At 73.2% G+C, this 20,346-nt stretch carries 18 protein-coding genes and 2 pseudogenes; 13 read left to right on the forward strand and 7 right to left on the reverse strand.

Annotated elements, in window-relative coordinates; genetic code table 11:
- The first annotated feature begins 152 nt into the window (after positions 1-152).
- Positions 153-725 carry a TetR/AcrR family transcriptional regulator gene (locus ACE4Q9_RS15935; RefSeq protein WP_397987233.1) on the forward strand — a complete coding sequence of 191 codons (573 nt, stop codon included), beginning with the start codon at positions 153-155 and terminating at the stop codon, positions 723-725.
- Positions 726-731: 6 nt separating this feature from the next.
- Here ACE4Q9_RS15935 and ACE4Q9_RS15940 read toward each other — a convergent pair whose 3' ends face one another.
- On the reverse strand, positions 732-1,940 hold the full coding sequence (locus ACE4Q9_RS15940; RefSeq protein ID WP_397984895.1) for a M20 family metallopeptidase: 1,209 nt from the start codon (positions 1,938-1,940) through the stop codon (positions 732-734).
- 152 nt (positions 1,941-2,092) lie between these two features.
- On the opposite strand from ACE4Q9_RS15940, the gene ACE4Q9_RS15945 reads away from it, so the two are divergent.
- The 4 genes from ACE4Q9_RS15945 to ACE4Q9_RS15960 all read left to right on the forward strand — a co-directional run bounded on the left by ACE4Q9_RS15945 (position 2,093) and on the right by ACE4Q9_RS15960 (position 5,755).
- Positions 2,093-3,115, forward strand: a complete 1,023-nt coding sequence (locus tag ACE4Q9_RS15945; RefSeq protein ID WP_397984896.1) for an Lrp/AsnC family transcriptional regulator — start codon at positions 2,093-2,095, stop codon at positions 3,113-3,115.
- A 352-nt stretch (positions 3,116-3,467) separates the two neighbouring features.
- Positions 3,468-3,671, forward strand: a complete 204-nt coding sequence (locus ACE4Q9_RS15950; RefSeq protein ID WP_028799214.1) for a cold-shock protein — start codon at positions 3,468-3,470, stop codon at positions 3,669-3,671.
- Between the two features lie 181 nt (positions 3,672-3,852).
- The gene (locus ACE4Q9_RS15955) at positions 3,853-5,355 is read left to right on the forward strand and encodes a DEAD/DEAH box helicase (protein ID WP_397984897.1); all 1,503 of its coding nucleotides are present in this window, start codon (positions 3,853-3,855) and stop codon (positions 5,353-5,355) included.
- A gap of 208 nt (positions 5,356-5,563) precedes the next feature.
- The gene (locus tag ACE4Q9_RS15960) at positions 5,564-5,755 is read left to right on the forward strand and encodes a hypothetical protein (protein WP_397984898.1); all 192 of its coding nucleotides are present in this window, start codon (positions 5,564-5,566) and stop codon (positions 5,753-5,755) included.
- 145 nt (positions 5,756-5,900) lie between these two features.
- Here the strand turns inward: ACE4Q9_RS15960 and ACE4Q9_RS15965 are convergent, their stop codons facing one another.
- Positions 5,901-6,275 (reverse strand): hypothetical protein, encoded by a 375-nt coding sequence (locus ACE4Q9_RS15965; RefSeq protein WP_397984899.1) that lies wholly within the window; start codon positions 6,273-6,275, stop codon positions 5,901-5,903.
- Between the two features lie 435 nt (positions 6,276-6,710).
- On the opposite strand from ACE4Q9_RS15965, the gene ACE4Q9_RS15970 reads away from it, so the two are divergent.
- The 4 genes from ACE4Q9_RS15970 to ACE4Q9_RS15985 all read left to right on the forward strand — a co-directional run bounded on the left by ACE4Q9_RS15970 (position 6,711) and on the right by ACE4Q9_RS15985 (position 10,165).
- Entirely contained in the window at positions 6,711-7,049 is a 339-nt protein-coding gene (locus ACE4Q9_RS15970) for a MerR family transcriptional regulator (RefSeq protein WP_397984900.1), read from the forward strand.
- 215 nt (positions 7,050-7,264) lie between these two features.
- Positions 7,265-7,735 carry a DUF5994 family protein gene (locus ACE4Q9_RS15975; RefSeq protein ID WP_397984901.1) on the forward strand — a complete coding sequence of 157 codons (471 nt, stop codon included), beginning with the start codon at positions 7,265-7,267 and terminating at the stop codon, positions 7,733-7,735.
- A gap of 166 nt (positions 7,736-7,901) precedes the next feature.
- Positions 7,902-9,434 (forward strand): hypothetical protein, encoded by a 1,533-nt coding sequence (locus tag ACE4Q9_RS15980; protein WP_397984902.1) that lies wholly within the window; start codon positions 7,902-7,904, stop codon positions 9,432-9,434.
- A 134-nt stretch (positions 9,435-9,568) separates the two neighbouring features.
- A complete protein-coding gene (locus tag ACE4Q9_RS15985; protein WP_397984903.1) occupies positions 9,569-10,165 on the forward strand; it encodes a flavodoxin family protein in 597 nt (198 codons plus the stop codon).
- Positions 10,166-10,298: 133 nt separating this feature from the next.
- On the opposite strand, the pseudogene ACE4Q9_RS15990 reads toward ACE4Q9_RS15985, so the two are convergent.
- Positions 10,299-11,088: pseudogene (locus ACE4Q9_RS15990) on the reverse strand (Fpg/Nei family DNA glycosylase).
- Positions 11,089-11,592: 504 nt separating this feature from the next.
- Here ACE4Q9_RS15990 and ACE4Q9_RS15995 point away from each other — a divergent pair.
- Entirely contained in the window at positions 11,593-11,799 is a 207-nt protein-coding gene (locus tag ACE4Q9_RS15995; protein ID WP_111583233.1) for a cold-shock protein, read from the forward strand.
- Between the two features lie 259 nt (positions 11,800-12,058).
- The gene (locus ACE4Q9_RS16000) at positions 12,059-13,681 is read left to right on the forward strand and encodes a DEAD/DEAH box helicase (protein ID WP_397987234.1); all 1,623 of its coding nucleotides are present in this window, start codon (positions 12,059-12,061) and stop codon (positions 13,679-13,681) included.
- A 929-nt stretch (positions 13,682-14,610) separates the two neighbouring features.
- Here the strand turns inward: ACE4Q9_RS16000 and ACE4Q9_RS16005 are convergent.
- Positions 14,611-15,405, reverse strand: a pseudogene (locus ACE4Q9_RS16005) (helix-turn-helix transcriptional regulator); the annotation flags it as partial.
- 97 nt (positions 15,406-15,502) lie between these two features.
- Here ACE4Q9_RS16005 and ACE4Q9_RS16010 point away from each other — a divergent pair.
- The gene (locus ACE4Q9_RS16010; protein WP_397984904.1) at positions 15,503-15,946 is read left to right on the forward strand and encodes a VOC family protein; all 444 of its coding nucleotides are present in this window, start codon (positions 15,503-15,505) and stop codon (positions 15,944-15,946) included.
- A 102-nt stretch (positions 15,947-16,048) separates the two neighbouring features.
- Positions 16,049-16,666 (forward strand): rhomboid family intramembrane serine protease, encoded by a 618-nt coding sequence (locus ACE4Q9_RS16015; protein ID WP_397984905.1) that lies wholly within the window; start codon positions 16,049-16,051, stop codon positions 16,664-16,666.
- 58 nt (positions 16,667-16,724) lie between these two features.
- On the opposite strand, the gene ACE4Q9_RS16020 is transcribed toward ACE4Q9_RS16015, so the two are convergent.
- The 3 genes from ACE4Q9_RS16020 to sigJ all read right to left on the reverse strand — a co-directional run bounded on the left by ACE4Q9_RS16020 (position 16,725) and on the right by sigJ (position 19,955).
- Positions 16,725-17,498: a hypothetical protein gene (locus tag ACE4Q9_RS16020; RefSeq protein ID WP_397984906.1), complete on the reverse strand. Its 774-nt coding sequence runs from the start codon at positions 17,496-17,498 to the stop codon at positions 16,725-16,727.
- A gap of 173 nt (positions 17,499-17,671) precedes the next feature.
- Positions 17,672-18,892, reverse strand: coding sequence for an NAD(P)/FAD-dependent oxidoreductase (locus ACE4Q9_RS16025; RefSeq protein WP_397984907.1), 1,221 nt, complete (start codon positions 18,890-18,892; stop codon positions 17,672-17,674).
- Positions 18,893-19,010: 118 nt separating this feature from the next.
- Positions 19,011-19,955 (reverse strand): RNA polymerase sigma factor SigJ, encoded by a 945-nt coding sequence (gene sigJ, locus ACE4Q9_RS16030; protein ID WP_397984908.1) that lies wholly within the window; start codon positions 19,953-19,955, stop codon positions 19,011-19,013.
- Between the last annotated feature and the right edge of the window lie 391 nt (positions 19,956-20,346).

Consider the following 20,346-nt stretch of genomic DNA (forward strand, 5'->3'; position numbering starts at 1 on the left):
TTCGGCAACGTAAGGCCAGCGTTAAGGTCGGGTCAACGGTTCGGACGAGAATCCGGGTCACCGGGCCGGACGAGATGAGGCGAGAGGGAGACACCGTGGAGACGAAGCCCGCCGGGGACCGGCGCGTCCGGCGCACCCGTGCCGCCCTGCGCATGGCGCTGGTCGAGCTGGTCCTTCAGAAGGGGTTCCACGCGATCACGGTCGAGGAGATCGCGGAGCGCGCGGACGTCGGCCGGGCCACCTTCTACGCACACTACCGCGACAAGGAGGACCTGCTCGTCGGGATCGTGCAGGACCTCGCCGAGGACCGCGAACGCCTGCTGCCGGCCGTCGAACAGGCCCGGGAGCGGGGCTTCACCGGGCTGCCGGTGCTCTACATCTTCCAGCACGCCGAACAGGAGCGGCCCGTCTACCGGGTCATCCTGCGCGGCGAGGGCGACGGCCGGGCGCTGCGCGAGTTCACCGAACTGATCCGCGCCCAGGCCGAGAAGGTCTTCCGCACCCGCGCCGAACAGCTCGGCGCCACACCCCGCGTCCCCCTCGACGTCGTCGCCCGCGCCTGGACCGGCGAGCTGATCGGCCTGCTGTCCTGGTGGGTCGAACACGACACCGGCTACAGCGCCGAGGAGATCACCGCCCATCTGCGGGACCTGTCCGTGTACGGGCGGGTGTGGGCGACGGGGCTGACGCCGTTGGACGCACCAGGTGCGTTGGATCTGGTGTAGGTTTCGCTACCCGACGCCGTGTCCGGAAACGGCGAGTCGTCGCTCGGCCAGCTCGGTCAGCAGCGCCGCCTGCCGGTACAGCACCCGGTCGTCGAAGACCGCACGCGGTGAGTGGTTCATCGGCGCCTGCCGCCAGTCGGCGCCTTCAGGTGCGGCGCCCAGCAGGAGCATCGCGCCGGGGACCCGCTGGAGGACGTGGGCGAAGTCCTCGGAGCCGTTGGTGGGTTGGGGCGACTCCCAGACCTCGCGCGGATCGAACAGATCGCGGGCGGTGGCGAGGGCGAATGCGGTCTCGTCGGCGTCGTTGACGGTGACCGGGTAGTTGGTCCGGTAGCCGGCGTCCGCCTCCAGGCCGTGGGCGGCGGCGATGGAGGTGATCAGCCGGGGCAGTCCCTCGGCGAGCCGCTCCTGCGCGCTCTCGGAGTAACTGCGCACGGTGGCATGGAACTCGGCGCTGTCCGGGATGACATTGGCCTGGGTGCCCGCGTGGAAGGAGCCGACGGTGACGACGACCGGATCGAAGATGTCGAACGTCCGTGTCACCCAGGTCTGCACCGCCGTGACCATCTCGCAAGCGACCGGCACCGGATCCTTGGCGGTGGCCGGGTTCGAGCCGTGGCCGCCCTTGCCCCGCACGGTCACGCTCAGCCGGTCGGAGGCGGAGGTGATCGTGCCGGAACGGGTGATGACGACGCCGCCGGGGACCCGGTTGGCCGCCACGTGCAGCGCGTACGCGGCGTCGAGCGGCTTGCCCGCCGCCCCCAGGACGCCCTCCTCGATCATCGTGCCGGCGCCGTTGTGGCCCTCCTCGCCGGGCTGGAACATGAACACCACGTCGCCCTGCAGGTGCGCGCGGCGCTCGGCGAGCAGCGTGGCCGCGCCGACGAGTCCGGCGGTGTGCAGGTCGTGCCCGCAGGCGTGCATCCGGCCGGGCACCTCGGACGCGTACGCCACCCCGCTCTCCTCGGTGACGGGCAGGGCGTCCATGTCGCCGCGCAACAGGACCGCTCCGCCGGGCCTGCCGCCGCGCAGCACAGCCGTGACGGACGTCAGGTCTTTGCCGAGGGTGATCTCCAGAGGAAGCCCGTCGAGGGCCGCCAGCACCTTCTCTTGCGTGCGCGGGAGCCGGAGGCCGAGCTCCGGCTCCCGGTGCAGCGAGCGGCGCAGCCGGGCCAGCTCGGGCTGAAGTTCCTTGGCGCGTTCCACGACCGACATGCCGGATCGACCTCCTGTTGCTGAGTGAGTGACTGGTACGTCCGGGCGTACCGGGTCCAGACTGAAGCTCTGACCGGTCGACGAGCCGAAAGCGCAGGAAACACGCAGGAAGGGACGAGATGCCGCAGCATCCGCGTTATTCTCTCGGCGATGTGGACCAGGCACTCGTGCACGCCCTCCAGGTCGCCCCGCGTGCGAGCTGGGCGCGGATCGGTGCCGCGCTCGGCCTGGACCCCGTGACGGTGGCCCGGCGCTGGCAGCGGCTGGCCGAGGTCGGCGCCGCCTGGATCAGCTGCCACCCCGCCCCCGCGCTGGCCGAGTCCGGGCAGGGCTGTCTGGCCTTCGTGGAGGTCGACTGCGCTCCCGGCCGCCTGCCGGAGGTGGCCCGCGTGCTCACCGCCGTACCGTATGTCGCCGCGCTCTCGCAGGTCAGCGGGGACCGCGACCTGCTGCTGAACGTCATGGCCCGCGACCTGGCCTCCCTCACCCGGTGGACGACCGGAAACCTCGCGGCGCTGGAGGGGGTACGGGCCGTCCGCACCCACCTGGCCGCGCGGGTCCACACCGAGGCCAGCCGGTGGCGGCTGCGGGCCCTGAGCCGGGAACGGGTCGCACTCCTCACCTCGGACGAGCCCCATCGCCGTACAGCCGCCCCCGCCTTCCCCCTCACCGCACTGGACCAGCGGCTGATCACCGCCCTCTCCGTGAACGGCCGGGCCACCTACCGCGCGCTGGCCGCGCTGTGCGACGCGAGCCCGGACACCGTCCGCCGTCACGTGCAGCGGCTCTTCGCCTCGGATCTGCTGCACGCCCGCTGCGAGGTGGCCCGCCCCCTGTCGGACTGGCCGGTCGGGGTCACCCTCTGGGGCCAGGTCCCGGCCGCACGGCTCGACGAGGTCGCGCAGCGGGTCACCGGCATGCGCGAGGTGCGCCTGTGCGCCGGCGTCATCAGCCGCCACAACCTGCACCTCGTCGCCTGGGTGCGCTCCCTCGACGACGCCCAGCGGTTCGAGACCCGCCTCGCCGAACGGGCCCCGGACCTCACCGTCACCGACCGCGCGGTCGCCCTGTGGCCCATAAAACTGAGCGGCCATCTGCTGGACGAGGACGGCTACCGGACCGGTGCGACCCCGCTCGCGCTCTGGGAAGAGAAGACAGGCTCGACCCCCACCTGAGATCGCCGTCCCCGCCCGGACCGCTACCTGTTCATCACCCCAAGCCCAGGCCCAGGCCCAGGTCGTCCGGTCATCTGGTCATCCGGTACGGCCGCCCGTCTACCGCCGTGCTCTTTTCTGGGGAAAACAAATCTGTAGTCGCGGGATAAGAAATCGACGCGGCACACGGTGACTATTCCTGCGTCTCCAGTCGGCGCCGCATTATTTGTCACGCACGGCCCGCATCGACGTGCTACTGTCGTCATCAGTTGCAGGTGTGGTTGCCAGGAGGTTTTTTCCTACGGCAGATCATCACGGCGACACGGAATACGCACAGGGCGTGTTTCTGACACCGTTCCGAAGGAGAAACAAAATGGCTACTGGCACCGTGAAGTGGTTCAACGCGGAAAAGGGCTTCGGCTTCATCGAGCAGGACGGCGGCGGCGCCGACGTCTTCGCCCACTACTCCAACATCGCCACCCAGGGCTTCCGCGAGCTCCTGGAGGGCCAGAAGGTGTCGTTCGACATCGCGCAGGGCCAGAAGGGCCCGACGGCCGAGAACATCGTTCCCGCGTGACGATGCGGCACTGACGCATACTTCGCAGCTGGGTCCCGCACCTTGGGGTGCGGGACCCAGCTCGCTTTTTTTCCCGGGTTATTCCGACCCCAGCCGTTCCGGCTCGTTCTCGCGATTCTCTGCGCCGCTCATTCTGCTGCGGAAATTCCTTGATACGCGCCCGCATCGAGGAAGGTTCCGCATGAACCGCACCCGTTCCACCCGTGCACGTACCGCTCGCACATACGACCGCTTCGGAGGAAATTCCGCGGCGGACCGTTCCCGCGTCCCGCGCTCCCGCTCCCACGGCTACGGAAAACGGCAGTCCGGGCAGGGGGAGTTCGCGCTGCCGAAGACCGACACGCCCGCGTTGCCCGCTGTCGAGTCGTTCGCCGACCTCGCCATGCCGGCGCCTCTGCTGGCCACGCTCGGCCACGAGGGCGTGACCGTGCCGTTCCCGATCCAGGCGGCCACCCTGCCGAACTCGCTGGCCGGTCGCGACGTACTCGGCCGCGGTCGCACCGGGTCGGGCAAGACCCTGGCCTTCGGCCTCGCCGTACTGGCCCGTACGGCGGGCCGGCGCGCAGAGCCGCGCCGGCCGCTCGCCCTGGTCCTGGTGCCCACCCGCGAACTGGCCCAGCAGGTCACGGACGCGCTCACCCCCTACGCCCGCTCGGTGAGGCTGCGGCTCGCCACCGTCGTCGGCGGCATGTCCATCGGCCGGCAGGCCGGTGCCCTGCGCGGTGGCGCGGAAGTGGTGGTCGCGACGCCCGGCCGGCTCAGGGACCTCATCGAACGGGGCGACTGCCGGCTCGACGACGTCGGCGTCACCGTTCTCGACGAGGCCGACCAGATGACCGACATGGGCTTCATGCCCCAGGTCACCGCCCTGCTCGACCTGGTGCGCCCGGACGGCCAGCGCATGCTGTTCTCGGCCACCCTGGACCGCAACGTCGATCTGCTGGTCCGGCGCTACCTGACCGACCCGGTGGTCCACTCCGTCGACCCGTCGGCCGGTGCCGTCACCACGATGGAGCACCACGTGCTCCATGTCCACGACGCCGACAAGCACCGTACGACCACCGAGATCGCGGCCAGGGACGGCCGGGTCATCATGTTCCTGGACACCAAGCACGCCGTGGACCGGCTGACCAAGCACCTGCTGGACAACGGCGTCCGCGCCGCGGCCCTGCACGGCGGCAGGTCCCAGCCGCAGCGCACCCGGACCCTGGCCCAGTTCAAGGACGGACACGTCACCGTCCTGGTGGCCACCAACGTCGCGGCCCGCGGCATCCACATCGACAGCCTCGACCTGGTCGTCAACGTGGATCCGCCGAGCGACCACAAGGACTACCTGCACCGTGGCGGCCGTACCGCGCGGGCGGGCGAGTCCGGCAGCGTCGTCACCCTGGTGACGCCCGGTCAACGCCGCGGCATGACCCGGCTGATGGCGTCGGCCGGCATCACCCCGCGCATCACCCCGGTCCGCTCCGGCGAGGCGGAGCTGAGCCGCATCACGGGCGCGCAGGCGCCCTCCGGTGTTCCGGTGGTCATCACCGCGCCGGTCGTGGAGCGCACCCGCCGTACGTCCGCGCAGTCTCAGCGCCGCCGCGCCGGCCGGGGCCGCGCCGGTCAGGAACGGCCCGTTGACGGGCGGGCGCGGCGCGGGGGCCGGCCGGAGACCGGCAGCGGCTCGGCCGCCTAGACCGACTCCAGCCCCTCGCCTCAGCCCCTGGCAGCCCGACCCGAGGGGAACTCTTCACCTCGGCACGGACGCAGACGCGGTACAGCGGAACCTCGGCTCCGGCGCGGCCGCAGTACCGCGGTCCCAGCCCTGTCCCACTGCCCCTCCCGCCGCTCCCCGTCGTCATGACCGACGACGGGAAGGGCGCGGGCCTCGGCTGTGGGACGACATGACCGTCGAGGTGGCTCTGGCCGTCATGGCGGGTGCTCGGGTCGAGTACCTGACCGTGTGCGACGGGGACGACCAGCGCACGGGTTCGATCACCCGGCGCCGGCTCGCCGTTCTGCCTGACAGTGCCGCGTACACGGACCGCATCCGTCTGCGTCACGTCCTCAGTGGAGCGCTGCCCTCGCACGGCTGACCCGCCGCACCCCGCGTCCGTCACGGGTGAGCCCGTGGACCGCCCGTCCCGCTGAGCCGCGTCCGTACCGCTCGGCGGGACCGGTTCCGCCGCCGCGCCCTTCTTCCCCGGAAAACGCCGGGCCGAAGAGGGGCGCGGCGGCGTCTCACTGGTCGAAGTAGCTGAGATCGCCCACGGTCCAGGCGCTGACGTCCTTGATCGCGACTCGGTACATACCGCCCGTCTCGGGGATCCCGAGGCTGCCTTGCAGGATCCGGGCGAGATGGAAGTGCAGATGCGTGGGCGACTCGCCGCGGCCGGGCCGGTACCCGCGTGGCCCGCGAGCGAAGACGTCGGAGAAGACGCCGAGACGGTCGGAGTCCTTCAGGACCTCCGCCACCCGCTCCCTCCATACCGCCTCGGGAGCCAGCCGGCCGGTGAGAACGGCGCCGCCGACGACCACGGTCAGCGCCATCTGATTGCTTCGCTCGGACTCCACCGCGGCGGAGATGGCGACGAGCAGCTCATCAGGGTTCGACATGCAGCAGAGCTTAGCCACCCGTCCGGCGGCAGGGGGCTGCCGGCCGGATGACGAGAGCCGGCCACCGCCGAGACCCTCCTCCACCCAGAGAGTGAAATCTACAGTCGCCGCTAGACATTTTTTCTCTGGCATGAGTATGCTTCTTGTCGTACGAGAGAGAGTCCAGTGTCGCCGGAGCGGCGACGGAGCAAGGGAGGAACGACGCCATCAGGATCGCCCGGACCGGCATCGCTCGGCCCGGGTACCGCAAGACCCCGGAATGGATGGTGGTCCCCGGTCACGCAGCTGCGATCCCCCGCTCCGCCCTGCAGGGCCGGGTAGCGGAAAAGAGAAGGTCGGCACAGCAGTAGGGCCGACAGATGGTGTTGAATTTCCTTCGGGGCCCTGGTGCCGTACGGCACCAGGGCCCCTCGACGCGTTGCACAGCGAGGTGACATGACATCGGACAACCCACTGAATGATCGTCTGGACGACGACGACTACCCCGCATACACGATGGGGCGGGCAGCCGAGATGCTCGGCACCACCCCGGCCTTCCTCCGGGCCATCGGCGAAGCCCGGTTGATCACCCCTCTCCGCTCGGAGGGAGGACACCGCCGGTATTCCCGCTACCAGCTGCGGATCGCCGCTCGGGCGCGCGAGCTCGTCGACAAGGGGACCCCGATCGAGGCGGCGTGCCGCATCGTCATCCTGGAGGACCAGCTCGAGGAAGCGCAGCGCATCAACGCCGAGTACCGCCGCGCCGCGGGCAGGACAGCGGGCGGCGCCGGCTGAGCACCGGTGGATGCTGGACCCCGGTGGATGCCGAGTCCCGGCGGACGAGGACATCGGCGGATGGGGACGGCGGCGGATGGGGACGGCGGCGGGTCGCGCGGCGACGGGGGTCAGGTCAGCCGGATCTCACGCATCCGGTACACCGGACCGGCGGTGCCGTTCCCGGCGAGTGACGAAACGGGCGGTCGCCCGGCGGCGCCCGGAACGGACCGCAGATGGAACCCAGCAGTACGCCGGCCGACAGGCACACGTACCGCACGCCTCTGCCGCGCGTGGCCCTCACTCCGGACGCCGGCCACGGCCCGCTGGACGGGACCTGGTGGCCCCGCTGCGACGCGCTGGAGCTTGAACTTCCCTTGCTCATCAGCTCATTGGAGCCGGAGACGGCGGTACGGGTCTCCGTGTACCCCGGTGCATGTCCCGACGCCCCGCACGCCGTCATGTCGCCCGGCCGGGAGATCGCCGTGGAGCAGACCGGCACCGGCGGCCAGGCGCATGCCGTCACGGTGGACTGCGGCGCCCTGGGACGCTGGGTGCTCCTCGTCGTACCCCCGGAGGAACCCGTCGGAACGGCCGCCCGGCCGCTGGCCGCCGCCACTGACCCCGACAACTCACCGACCGCCGCGGGACTGCCGGCCCTCGCCGAGACCGGCAACCTGGGGGACACGGCCGAAGCGGCGGAGTGAATCACGCGCCTGCGTCCGCGCGCTGGCGCATGCGCTGCCATGGTCGTGACGGCGGCGCCGGAACAGGTCGGTCACCACGATGCCGTGCGCACCGGGGTGGTGGCGGGGATCGAGGCCGGGTGGGGTACGGTGGCTCGCTTTTTGTCGCGTACCTATGGGGGGTTTGATGCGGCGGATCACAGTGGGCGCGAGCGTCGTCAGCGTACTCGCGCCGTTTCTCCTGGCCGGCGCCTCGGCGGCGTCGGCCGCGGCCGGTGGGTCGCTCACCGTCACGACGCTGGACCGGGCCGGCAAGCCGGTCCACGCTCAGGTGGCGGTCTACAACACGAAGACGAACGACTTCCGCTACATCGACAGCAACAAGGCGACGCCGCTGCCCAACGGCGGCTATGAGCTGGTCACTTCCTTCGGTGACGGCGGGGACGACGGTGCCACGGCCGGCGGCCACAGCGTGACGGTCTCCGGGAGCACGAAGACCATGTTCGACGCCCGGCAGGGCCGCCCGGTGAGCGTCTCGCTCAGCCCGAGTCCGGGTAGCGGGTACGACCACACGGTCAGCGCCTACGTCTGCGCCACCGACAACGGCCCCGCCGACATGGGGATCTCGGCGCCGGCGGGCGACCTGTACGTCATCCCGTCCAGCAGCAGGGCGTACGAGCTGTCCTACGGGACGACGTACCAGCCGACGGCGGCGACCGGCGGTGACTTCTGGCTGGCGTCCGCCACCCACACCGGTGGTGTGCCGTCGGGGGTGTCCGCGACGCTGAAGAAGTCCGGTCTGACCGCCATCAAGGTGTCCGCCCGCTCGGGTCCGGACAACGGCGAGGCGATGTTCCAGTTCGACTACGGGTCGCCGACCGGCACCGACTGCCCGACGCGCACGAACTCGCTCCAGTTCCAGCGGAACCTGCCGAACAGCTTCACCGCCCATCTGCCGCCCGGCTCATGGAGCGTGAGCCAGCAGGGCGACGACTTCGTCTACGGCGGCGAGCACGCCTACGCGGCCGGGAAGACGACCTCGCTGACCCTCGGCCACGCGGTCTGGGGGCCCGGCGGTGACCTGCCGTACACCTCGTACCACCAGCTGTACCTGGGCGCCATCGACCCGTTCGCCGATCCGACCCTGCCCATGGGCGGGACGCTGGCCACCGGCACCCTGAAGCTGACGTACTCGGGCAAGACGCTCTACGCGCACTCCTTCAGCCCGTCGGACGTGCCCGACGCGCATCCGGTGATCCACAGCGCGGGCTGGTACACCTTCAGCGAGGTCGGGCACCGCGGCCTGCCGTCCGGCGCGCTGTCGACCACCTCCAGCCTCACCCAGCGCTTCTACGCGGACCCGGGCAAGAACCAGCAGATCCGGGACTACATCACCCGGTTCTGGCCGGACTCGCTCGACACCAGGAACCAGGCGGCCCCCGGCTCGACGACGACCGTCGTCCTCGGCATGCAGCGCGACAGGCCGCTCGACAACTCGGTGAGCCAGCCGTCGGACGGCGTGAAGTCCGTGCGGGTCTGGTACACCACCGACGGGGGCGGCAGCTGGCACGCCGGCACGGCGAAGCTCTCCGGCGGCCAGTGGACCACCACCGTCCACAACCCGGCGTCCGGCGGTCGTATCGGGCTGCGTTCCACGGTCACCGACACGCACGGGGACACCTCCACGACCACGGTGTACAACGCGTACGCGGTGAGCTGAGCGTCCCCGCCGGACGATCGTCCAAGTGGCCGGTGGCCGGTGGCCGGTCCGTGGTGCTGCGCGCGGCGGGAAATACCTTCCCGCCGCGCGGAGTTGCAGGTCACGGAACCAGCCGTACCGACACGGGAGTTCACGTGGACCGTTCGTTCCTCTTCCTGCTCGCCAGCGCCCGGCCGGGCGGCAACAGCGAACTGCTGGCGCGTGCCGCGGCCGAGCAACTGCCGGCGGCGACCGAGCGGCGCTGGCTGGATCTGACGCGGCTGCCGCTGCCCGACTTCGTGGACACGCGGCACGCCGGGACGCCGCACCCGGAGGAGACCCGAGGGCAGGAGAACAACGAGGAGACGCTGCGGCAGGCGACGCTCGCCGCCACCGACATCGTGATCGTCTCCCCGCTGTACTGGTACTCCCTGTCGTCGTACGCCAAGCGCTACCTCGACTACTGGTCGAAGTGGCTGTACACGCCGGATCCGGGCTTCAAGGCGGCGATGGCGGGGCGCTCCCTGTGGGGCGTGACGGCGATGGCGCACGCCGAGGAGGCCGTGGCCCGGCCGGTCGAACTCACCCTGCACCACTCCGCCGCCTACCTGGGGATGAACTTCGGCGGCGTCCTGCTCGGCAACGGCACCCGGCCGGGGCAGGTGCTCGACGACGAGCGGGCCCTCGTGCGCGCCAAGACGTTCTTCGCCCGCGAGCCCCGGCCGGCCCTGTTCTCGGACGAGGGCTGGTGAGGGGCGCTTACGAGGCGCGGGCGGCGTCGGGTGCCCTGTCCGCCTCCGGTGGTCGTACGGCGGCCGGCGGCCGTACGGCGGCCGGTAGTCGTACGGCGGCCGGCGGGGGCGGCGAGCGGCCGGCGGGGGCGGCTCAGTCGCCGGCCGGCTGACACCGGGGGCACCACACCGTGCCCCGGCCGCCCATGCGCGTCCGACGCAGGGGGGTCCGGCAGCGCGGGCACGCCGGGTCCGGGTCGTCGCGGTGGCCGGTGAGCCAGGAGGCGCGGGGCGGGACGCGGCCCGCGGGGACGGCGGCGCGCAGGGTGCGGCGCATCTCGGTGTAGGCGCGGCGGAGTTCGGCCGGGGTGAGGTCGCGGGCCGGGCGGTCGGGGCGCAGCCCGGCGCGCCACAGGATCTCGTCGGCGAGCAGGTTGCCGAGGCCGGCGAGGACGGACTGGTCGGTGAGGGCGGTCTTGAGCCGGCCGCGGCGGGCGGTGAGCGCGGCCTCGAAGTCGTCGCGGGACACCGTCAGCGCGTCGGGGGCCCTGCCGCGCGAGCAGCCGGTCGAGGCCGGCATCGTCGTGGGCCAGCCACAGGCCGCGGAGTTTGCGCTGGTCGCGGTAGCGGAGCTGGTGGCCGTCGTCCAGCGTGAACAGGACGCGGTCGTGGGCCTCGACCGGGTCGGCCGGGTCGGCGCACCGCAGCAGGCCGGTCATGCCGAAGTGCAGCAGGACGGTGGGGCCGTCGGTGCGGGCGAGCAGCCACTTCCCGTGCCGCTCCGGCGCGGCGAACCGCCGCCCCTCCAGCGCGTCGCGCAGCCCGCGCGCGCCGGTCCCGTGCAGGACACCGGGATCGCGCACGTCGACGCGGCGTACGACCCGCCCCCGCGCGCAGGACTCCAGCACCCGGCGGAATCCCTCGACGTCCGGGAGCTCGGGCACGTCTCCGCCTCCTTTCTCCTCCGCCTCTCCGACGTCTCGTCCGTCTCACCAACGTACGGCGGCACGCGCGACCGGCGTGCGCGGGCGCCGCGCGCGGCCGTGTGCGGGGCGAAAATCTGTGACGACCGGTACACATAGTCGCGGCGGGCGGGGGCGGGTCGTACGCCGTGTGGTCGTACGCGCGGCCGGTGACGGATGCCCGGAGGCGGGCACCGGTCTCCTCGGGGCCTCCCCGTCCCTCCAAAAGCTGGCCGGGCACGATGCGAATACCTGCTCCGGCCAGTGCAGAATTACCCCGCGTGACCGGACGAGAATTGGCCGGGCGGCCGGAAAACTGCACCAGCGCCGCCGAGCAAGGTGTGTTAGCGTGATAGGCGTTGCAGTTTTGGTTGCCAGAGACTTTTCTTTGCAGAGCTTTCCGGATCTTTCCGGAGGGGTGATCACAGCGGCGACTCGGCTTCGCAAGGTGCGAAGTCCGGCACTGCCCCCAAAGGGAGATTCATCATGGCAACTGGCACCGTGAAGTGGTTCAACTCGGAAAAGGGTTTCGGCTTCATCGAGCAGGACGGCGGCGGCGCTGACGTGTTCGCCCACTACTCGAACATCGCCACCTCCGGCTTCCGTGAGCTTCAGGAAGGCCAGAAGGTCAGCTTCGACGTCACGCAGGGCCAGAAGGGCCCGCAGGCCGAGAACATCGTTCCGGTCGCCTGACGCTCACCCGCGTCGTCGCGAGCCGAGCGGCTCGCACATCATGAGGCTGGGGCCCGCGCTCTCGGGGTGCGGGTCCCAGCTCATTGTCTTTTTCCGGGCCCTCGCCTTTTCCTGGGCGACTCCAGTGCCACTGGACGCCTCCAGTGCCAAGAGCGGCCCGGCTCTCCACCATTTTCTTCGGCTCATTCTTGCGAATCCTCGCGCGGTCAACGCCGCCCGGGCGGAATTCCTCGATGCGCCGCATCGAGGAGGGTTCCCCCTGAACCGCACCCGTCGCACCGGCGGCACCACCGGTGACCTCCGCGCGCCCCGCAGGTCCGCGCGCCCCCGTCCGAACACCGGCCGCACCACCGGCCAGAGCGCCCGGCCCGCCGCGCGCCGGCAGGAGTTCGCCCTGCCCGCCACGCTCACCGAGCCGCTGCCCGCGGTCGAGGCGTTCGCCGAGCTCGACATGTCCGAGCGGCTGCTGACCGCGCTGGTCAACGAGGGCATGACCACGCCCTTCCCGATCCAGGCGGCCACGCTGCCGAACGCGCTCGCGGGCCGGGACGTGCTGGGCCGGGGCCGTACTGGCTCGGGCAAGACGCTCGCCTTCGGCCTGCCGGTACTGGCCCGGCTGGAGGGGCAGCGGGCCCAGCCCCGGCAGCCCCTCGCCCTGGTCCTCGTACCGACCCGCGAGCTGGCCACGCAGGTCACCGACTCGCTCGCCCCGTACGCCCGCGCGCTGCACGTGCGGTTCGCCACCGTGGTGGGCGGTGTGTCGATCGGCCGCCAGACGAGCGCGCTGCGCGGTGGCGCGGAGGTCGTGGTCGCCACGCCCGGCCGTCTCAAGGACCTGATCGACCGCGGCGCCTGCCGTCTCGACCACGTCGCCGTCACCGTCCTGGACGAGGCGGACCAGATGGCCGACATGGGCTTCATGCCGCAGGTCACCGCGCTGCTCGACCAGGTTCCGGCGCGTGGGCAGCGGCTGTTGTTCTCGGCCACCCTGGACCGCAACATCGACCTCCTGGTCCGGCGCTACCTGCACGACCCGGTCGTGCACTCGGTGGACCCGTCCGCCGGGGCGGTCACCACGATGGAGCACCACCTGCTGCACGTGCGGGACACCGAGAAGCACACCGCGGTGACCGAGATCGCGGCCCGCGACGGGCGCGTGATCATGTTCCTGGACACCAAGCACGCGGCGGACCGGCTGGCCAAGCACCTGCTGTCCGTCGGGGTGCGGGCCGCGGCCCTGCACGGCGGCAAGTCCCAGCCGCAGCGCGACCGTACGCTGGCGCAGTTCAAGAACGGGCAGGTCACGGCCCTGGTGGCGACCAACGTCGCCGCCCGCGGCATCCATGTCGAGGGCCTGGACCTGGTCGTGAACGTCGATCCCCCGGCCGACCACAAGGACTATCTGCACCGCGGCGGCCGTACCGCGCGGGCGGGCGAGTCCGGCACCGTCGTCACCCTCGTCCTGCCGCAGCAGCGGCGCGCGATGGACCGGCTGATGGCCGACGCCGACATCACCCCGCGCAGCGCGCGGGTGCGCCCCGGCGAGGAGGAGTTCCAGCGCATCACCGGCGCCCGGACGCCCTCCGGCATACCGGTCGTCCTCGCCGCACCGGTGGTCGAGGAGCGGCGCGAGAACGGCACGGGCTCCGGCGGCCGGCGCCGCAGGGGCCGGGGCGGGCGCGGTGGCGCGGGCGGCCAGGGCGCCGGCCGCGGTGGCGCGAACGGGCAGGGCGCGGGCCGGAGCAGGAGCGGTCAGGGTGCCGCCGCCCGTGGTGAGGGCGCGAGCGGCGGCGGCCAGGGCGCGCCCGGCCGCGGCGGGAGCACGCGCGGCGGAGCACCGGCACGCCGGGGCGCCCGGCGGAGCAGCACCGGCAACGCCTGATCCCGGCCGCGTAGCCCGGGGGACCCCGGGTCGCGAATGCCCCGAGCACCCGGACGGGGTAACAGGGGCGGCTCCGCGCGTCGAACGCTCCTGCCGCCCTTCCCGGCGCCGCCTCCTCGCGGTCAGGTCCGGCCGGCGTCGGCCCTGAGGCGGTCGGCGAGGGCGATGACGAGGTCGCGGAGTTCGCCGGGGCGTTCGATCACGAACGGGCGGTCGAGGGCCGCGAGGAGCGGGGGCAGCCAGTCGAGCCGCTCCGCGCGCAGCTCGACACGCAGCCACCCTTCGGCCGTCGCGCCCTGAGCTGCCGTCCGGTCCGGGGCTGTCGTCCGGTCCGGGGCTGTCGCCGGGCCCTGGGCCGTCGCCGGGCCCTGGGCCGTCGCGCGGCCCCGGACTTCCTCCGAGTCCTGGCCGGCCTCCTCGCCCTCGCCCGCCGCCCGGCCCTGAGCCGCCGCCCGGCCCCGGACTTCTGCCAATCCCTGGCCGGCTTCCGGGTCCTCGCCCGCCTCCGGGCCTTGGGCCCCCTCCAGGCCTTGGGCCACCTCCGGGCCCTGGGCCGCCGCCTGGCCCCAAACTTCCTCCAAGCCCCGGCCGGCCTCCAAGCCCCGGCCGGCCCCTGGGTCCTCGCCCGCCGCCGGGCCTTGGGCCGCCGCTGGGCCTTGGGCCCCCTCCCGGCCCTGGGCCACCTCCTGGCCCTGGGCCGGCGTCCGGCTCCGGACTTCCTCCAAGCCCCGGCCGGCCTCCAAGCCCCGGCCGGCCTCCAAGCCCCGGCCGGCCCCTGGGTCCTCGCCCGCCGCCGGGCCCTGAGCCGTCGCCGGGTCCTGGGCCACCTCCGGGCCCTGGACCGCCGCCAGGCCCTGGACCGCCGCCAGGCCTCGGGCCACCTCCGGGCCCCGGGCCGCCTTCGGGTTGCGGATCGTCGTCGGCACCGGGTCGTCGAGGGTCGCGACGGTGGTGGGGAAGTGGGCGCGGATCTCGTCGGCCGTGGCCTGGATCCGCAGGGTGACCCGGTGCCGGTAGTCGGCCGTGGCGAAGCCCGACAGCACGCGCTCGGCCGGATTGGGGCCGGCGGGCGCCGCGAACGTGCCGGGCAGGGTCCGCGCGTCCGTGACGCGGTCGAGGCGGAAGGTACGGTCCCCGGCGCGTCCGGCGTCCTCGCCCGTGACGTACCACCGGTCCGCGTGGACGACGATCCCGTACGGGTGCAGGACGCGCTCGCTCCGCCGGCCCTCGCGGTCGGTGTAGCGGATCGAGACCGGCCGGCGATGGCGCACCGCGTCGGCGAGGGTGAGCAGCACCCCGCTGTCCGGGGTGTCGAGCCCGCCGGTGCCATCCGTGAAGGCGAGAGCTTCCTGGAGCGTGTCGAGTCGGCGGGCGAGGTGCCGGGGCAGCACCCGGCGGATCTTCGCCGCCGCCGTCTCGTTCGCCGTGCGCTCCGCCGTCGTCAGCCCCGCGCGACGGCCGGCGAGCAGGCCGAGCAGTACGGCCAGTGCCTCGTCGTCGCCGAGCATGAGCGGCGGCAGACGGTATCCGGGGGCGAGCCGGTAACCGCCGTAGCGGCCCCGCACCGACTCCACGGGGATGTCCAGGTCGATCAGCTGCTCCACGTACCGCCGCACGGTGCGCCCCTCGACGCCGAGCCGGTCGCCGAGTTCGGCCACGGTGCGGGTGCCGCCCGATTGCAGCAGCTCCAGGAGTGTCAGCACGCGGCCGGTGGGTCTGGTCACGCGCACAAATCTAACGCCGATAGTGGACCGATTCTGTCCTCTATTGCTCCTAGCCTGCGAGACGCGGCAACGCATCCGGCACAGCAAGGGAGATCCCATGGACTTCGTCTCGATCCGCGTCATCACCGACGACGTGGCACGTCTCGTCGGCTTCTACGAACGGGCCCTGGGTACGGCGGCAACGTGGGCCACCGAGGACTTCGCGGAGGTCGGCACCGCGGGCGCGACGCTCGCGATCGCCGGCACCCGCACGGTCCCGCTGTTCGCGCCGGGCTCCGCCCGCCCGGCGGACAACCACAGCGTGATCACGGAGTTCCTCGTCGACGACGTGGACCGCGTCCACCGGGATCTGTCCGGGTTCGTCACCGACTTCGTCGCCGGTCCCACCACCATGCCCTGGGGCAACCGGTCGCTGCTGCTGCGCGACCCCGACGGCAACCTCGTCAACTTCTTCACGCCCGTCACCGCGGCGGCCGTCGAGAAGTTCGCGGGACGGCGGTCCGCGCGGCCGGTCGCGCCCGCCCCCAGCGGCTCGCGATAGCCCCCGGCAGGCCGCTCGCGCCGGACGCGGGCGGCCCGGGTTCGGCACGGACCGGCCGCGCGGGCGATCCGCCGGGCCGGACGGCCAGGAAAGGGGCGGGAGTTGGGCACGGCGACCGGTGCACGGGACGAGGAGCGGATACCGGCCCCGGAGCCCCGGCCGGGCGCCCGGCGCCGGCGGGTGCCGCCGGTGACGGCGGTCTTGTTCCTGGTGACCGTGGCGATGACGGCGGCCCAGTTCGCCTTCCCCGCCGTGCTCCGGGCGCTGCGCCGCGATCCCGGCGCGCTGTGCTCGGGCGAGTGGTGGCGGGCCCTGTCCCCGCTGCTGGTGCAGTCCCCCGGCCGGCAGGCGCTGGTGACCGTGCCCGCGGTCGCGGCCCTCGGCATCCCCGCCGAACGGATCTACGGCGCGTGGGGCACGCTCGCGCTGTACCTGGTGCCCGCGGCCGTCGGCGAGGGGCTCGGCTACGTCCGGCAGCCGCACGGCGCCGGCGACTCCAACGCCGTACTCGGTCCGGCCGGTGGCCTGGTGGCCTGGCTTTTCCTGGCGGCCCAGGACAAGGGCCGGCCGGAGCCGCCGCTCGTCCGGGTCCGTGTCCGGGGCGCCGCGGTGCCGGCCGGCGCGGTCGCGGACGACGCCTTCCGCGACATCCACGGCCTGCCCACCCTCACCGGCGCCTTCATCGGCACGGGCCTCCTGCTGCACCGCCGCAGGGCGTGAGGCGCCGTAAGAGCCGGACACCGAGCGCCGGGGCTTCCTACTGATCGCGGCGGAACGCTCAGGGGCTCACCAGGTGCAGCCGCCCCGGATCCGCCTCCATCCGCAGCGGGGCGCGCACCTCGCGGACCGGGACGCCGTCCACGGCCAACCGGTGGGCGCCCCAGGCCCGTTCGAACCGCAGCCTGCGCACCCGCCGCACCCCGAAGGACTCGCCCCGCACCTCCAGCAGCCCCGTCCCGGTCGTCGCGACGCTGAGGCGCCGACCGTCCGGCATGGTGATCTTCTCGTTGTCGAGGATGAGGCGAATGGGGCCCGGATCGGCGCGCAGGGGTGCCAAGTCTGCCTGGCGCAAAGCGAGTTCGTAGCCGCGACCCGCGAGGTGGATGCCGATGACGTCCCTGCGGCAGGTCCCCGCACCCGACACTCCCGCACCCACCAGCGCGGTGCCCGGTACTCCGCCGCCCATCACCCCGTCGGGCCGGTCGATCAGCAGCGGCAGCCGCCATAACGCCGCCGCCCGCATCGCCTGCTCCGGCCGCACCCCCGGCGTGTGCACCAGCAGGCCCACCGACCGGGGCGGCAGACCATGCTGGGCGCCGCCGCGCTCGCCCGGCTCCGGTGCCGGTCCCAACTCCAGGCAGGGCAGGCCCCGTTCGGTCAGCAGGGCACGCAGCGCGCCCGCGCGTTCGCGGTCCGACGGGTGGCGGCCCCGGACCACGCAGAGGGTGGCGCGCGTCACCGGAAGGGTGCCGGACAGGCGTACGGCGGCGGCCAGCAGCCGGTCGGCGCCCGTGATCTGGCGGGCGGTCGGGGGCGAGGACGAGGGCGGCATGCGGCTCCTTGCGCGCTCGGGTCGGCACGCACGCGGCCGCCTGCACGGCTCGGCCCACGGCGGCACCGGTCGTTCAATCCCTAACGTAGTGCGAGAGCGCGGCCGGTGGGAAGCCGCGCCGAGAGCGGGTGAACGCGGCGCAACTCCCTTGTGACGGAGGGCTTTCCACGGGTTCAGGACGCCGTCTCCGCCACCGCGTCCCCCGCCCGCTCCGCACGCTCGCCGCACTCCCCGCGCGGCGCGACGACGCGGCGCGCCCGGCCCGGTACCAGCAACGGGTGGGCGACGCCCCATGCGGCGCCCTTGCAGATCAACTCCTTGTAGCGGGCGGCGAGTCGGCCGGTCAGGGCCCGGTCGACCGCGCGATCGTCGGCGGTGACGAACTGGATCAGGCCGTCCCCCCGGCCGAGCGAGACGCACTGCTGGTAGTACCGCACCGCCGTCACCGGGACCTTCCCCCCGCTGAGCCGCGCCGCGATCGCGTCGGCCGCCTGCCAGGCCATGGGCACGCCCGAGGCGCACGACATCCGCAGCGGCTTGTCGCCGGGGCCCATGGCGAGCGCCGCGTCGCCGACGGCGTACACGTCCGGGTGGGAGACCGAGCGCATCGACCGGTCGACCACGATCCGGCCACTCTCGCCGGTCTCCAGGGTGGTGGCCCGCGCGATCGGGTGGACGGCGAACCCGGTGGTCCACACGGTGGCCGTGGACGGGATCGAGGTGCCGTCGGCGGTGGTGACGCGGTCGGCGGCCACCGCGTCGACGGCCGTGTGCTCGTGCACGGTGATGCCGAGCCGGTCGCAGACGGCGCGCAGATGGCGGCGGCCCTTGGGCGAGAGCCGCTCGCCGAGGGCGCCGCGCACGGCGAGGGCTACGTCCAGGTCCGGGCGGGCCTCGGCGAGTTCGGTCGCGGCCTCCAGACCGGTGAGACCGCCGCCGACCACGAGCACGGGAGCCCCGGCCACCAGTTCGGCGAGCCGGGCGCGCAGCCGCAGCGCGCCGGGGCGGCTCGCGATGTCGTGGGCGTGCTCGGCGACCCCCGGCACGCCCTGGTCGTGCCGACCGCTGCCGAGGGCGTAGACGAGGGTGTCGTACGGCAGTTCCTCCCGCGCCTCCCGCTCCCCGGTGACGGTCACGGTCCTGCGGTCGGCGTCCACGGCGGTGACCCGCGCGAGCCTCAGGGTGACGCCGGTGCCCGCGAACATCGCGGCGAGCGGCCGGGGCGGAAGGTCCTGTCCGGCGGCGAGCTGGTGCAGCCGGACGCGCTCGACGAAGTAGGGTTCGGCGTTGACGAGGGTGATGGCGACGCCCTCGCGGCGCAGCCGGCGGGCGAGGCGGCCGGCGGCGATGGCTCCGGTGTACCCGGCGCCGAGGACGATGACGCGGTGCTGCATGGCCTGCTCCTGTCGCTCGTGGGAGGGATCCCAAGCGGTTCGCCCCTTGAACCGGGCGGCCCGCCGTTTCCTGACAGGAGCAGGATGTGACCCGCGTCACATACATGAGGGGTGCGGGTCAGAAGACCTTGAGCACGGGCTCGCCGGGCTCGCCGGCCGCCCACCGCCGGGTCGCGCGCTCCAGCTTGTCCGGGTTGACCTGGCTGCGGAAGGCGGCGATGCCCTGCCGGGTGATCTCCAGACAGGTGATGCCGATGACCCGCCCGTCGAGCACCACGACGAGCGCGGGGGCGCCGTTGACCAGGCAGACGTGGAGGTCGGGCGAGCCGCCGACCAGGTTGCGCTTGGCCTTGCCGGGCTTGAACAGGCCCCGCATGAAGGTCGCGACGGCACGGGCGCCCTCGAACGCGCGGGCGCGGGCCGGCACCTTGCCGCCGCCGTCGCCGATCGCGATGGCGTTCTCGGTGAGCAGTCGTACCAGCGGTTCGGTACGGCCGCTGGTGGCGGCGGCGAGGAACTCGTCCACGATCCGCCGCGCCGCCGCCTCGTCGATCTCGGCACGCGCCCGGCCCGCGGCGACGTGCTTCTTCGCGCGGTGGAAGATCTGCTGGCTGGCGGTCTCGGTGAGGTCGAGGATCCGCGCGATCTCCCGGTGCGGGTAGTCGAACGCCTCGCGCAGCACGTACACCGCGCGCTCGTTCGGGGTGAGCCGCTCCATCAGGGTGAGGACGGCGTACGACACCGACTCGCGCTGTTCGGCGGTGTCGGCGGGGCCCAGCATCGGGTCCCCGGCGAGCAGCGGCTCGGGCAGCCAGGCGCCGACGTAGGTCTCGCGGCGGGCGCGGGCGGAGGCGAGCTGGTTGAGGCACAGGTTGGTGAGCACCTTGGTCAGCCAGGCCTCGGGGACCTCGATGCGCCCGGTGTCCGCGCCCTGCCAGCGCAGGTACGTCTCCTGTACGGCGTCCTCCGCCTCGCTCGCCGAGCCGAGCAGGCGATAGGCGATGGCTTCCAGCCGGTGCCTGGACGCCTCGAACCGGTCCACGTCGTCCACGGTCAGGGCCATGGCCGGGATCCTAGCCCCCGGGACCGGCCGACCGCCCCGGATATCGGGGCCGGTGGCCCACTGACGAGCGGTGGCCCACCGGCGATCGGTCAGCCACCGGTCTTTCGCGAGGCGGGCTCGGTCAGCGGGCGGTGCGGGCGTCCAAAGCGGGCAGGTGGGTGCGGTCGGGCCCGGTGCCGGGGCCCGGGCGGCCGGCGGACGCGGTGGTGCCTCCGGCGACCAGCACCGGCGCTTTGACGCCGCTGGGCGAGGCCGCCGGGGGGGGGCGCCGCCCGCCGCCCAGACCGTGGACGTCCAGGCGCTGCTCGCGGCGATCGCGTCGCCGATGGCGATGCGGTTGGCCGGCGGGTAGGAGGGGTTGCCGCCGAAGGTCTCCACGGCCTGGACGCTC

Origin of the sequence: Streptomyces sp. AM6-12 (genome assembly GCF_044327085.1) — a bacterium.
Classification (GTDB): Bacteria; Actinomycetota; Actinomycetes; order Streptomycetales; family Streptomycetaceae; genus Streptomyces.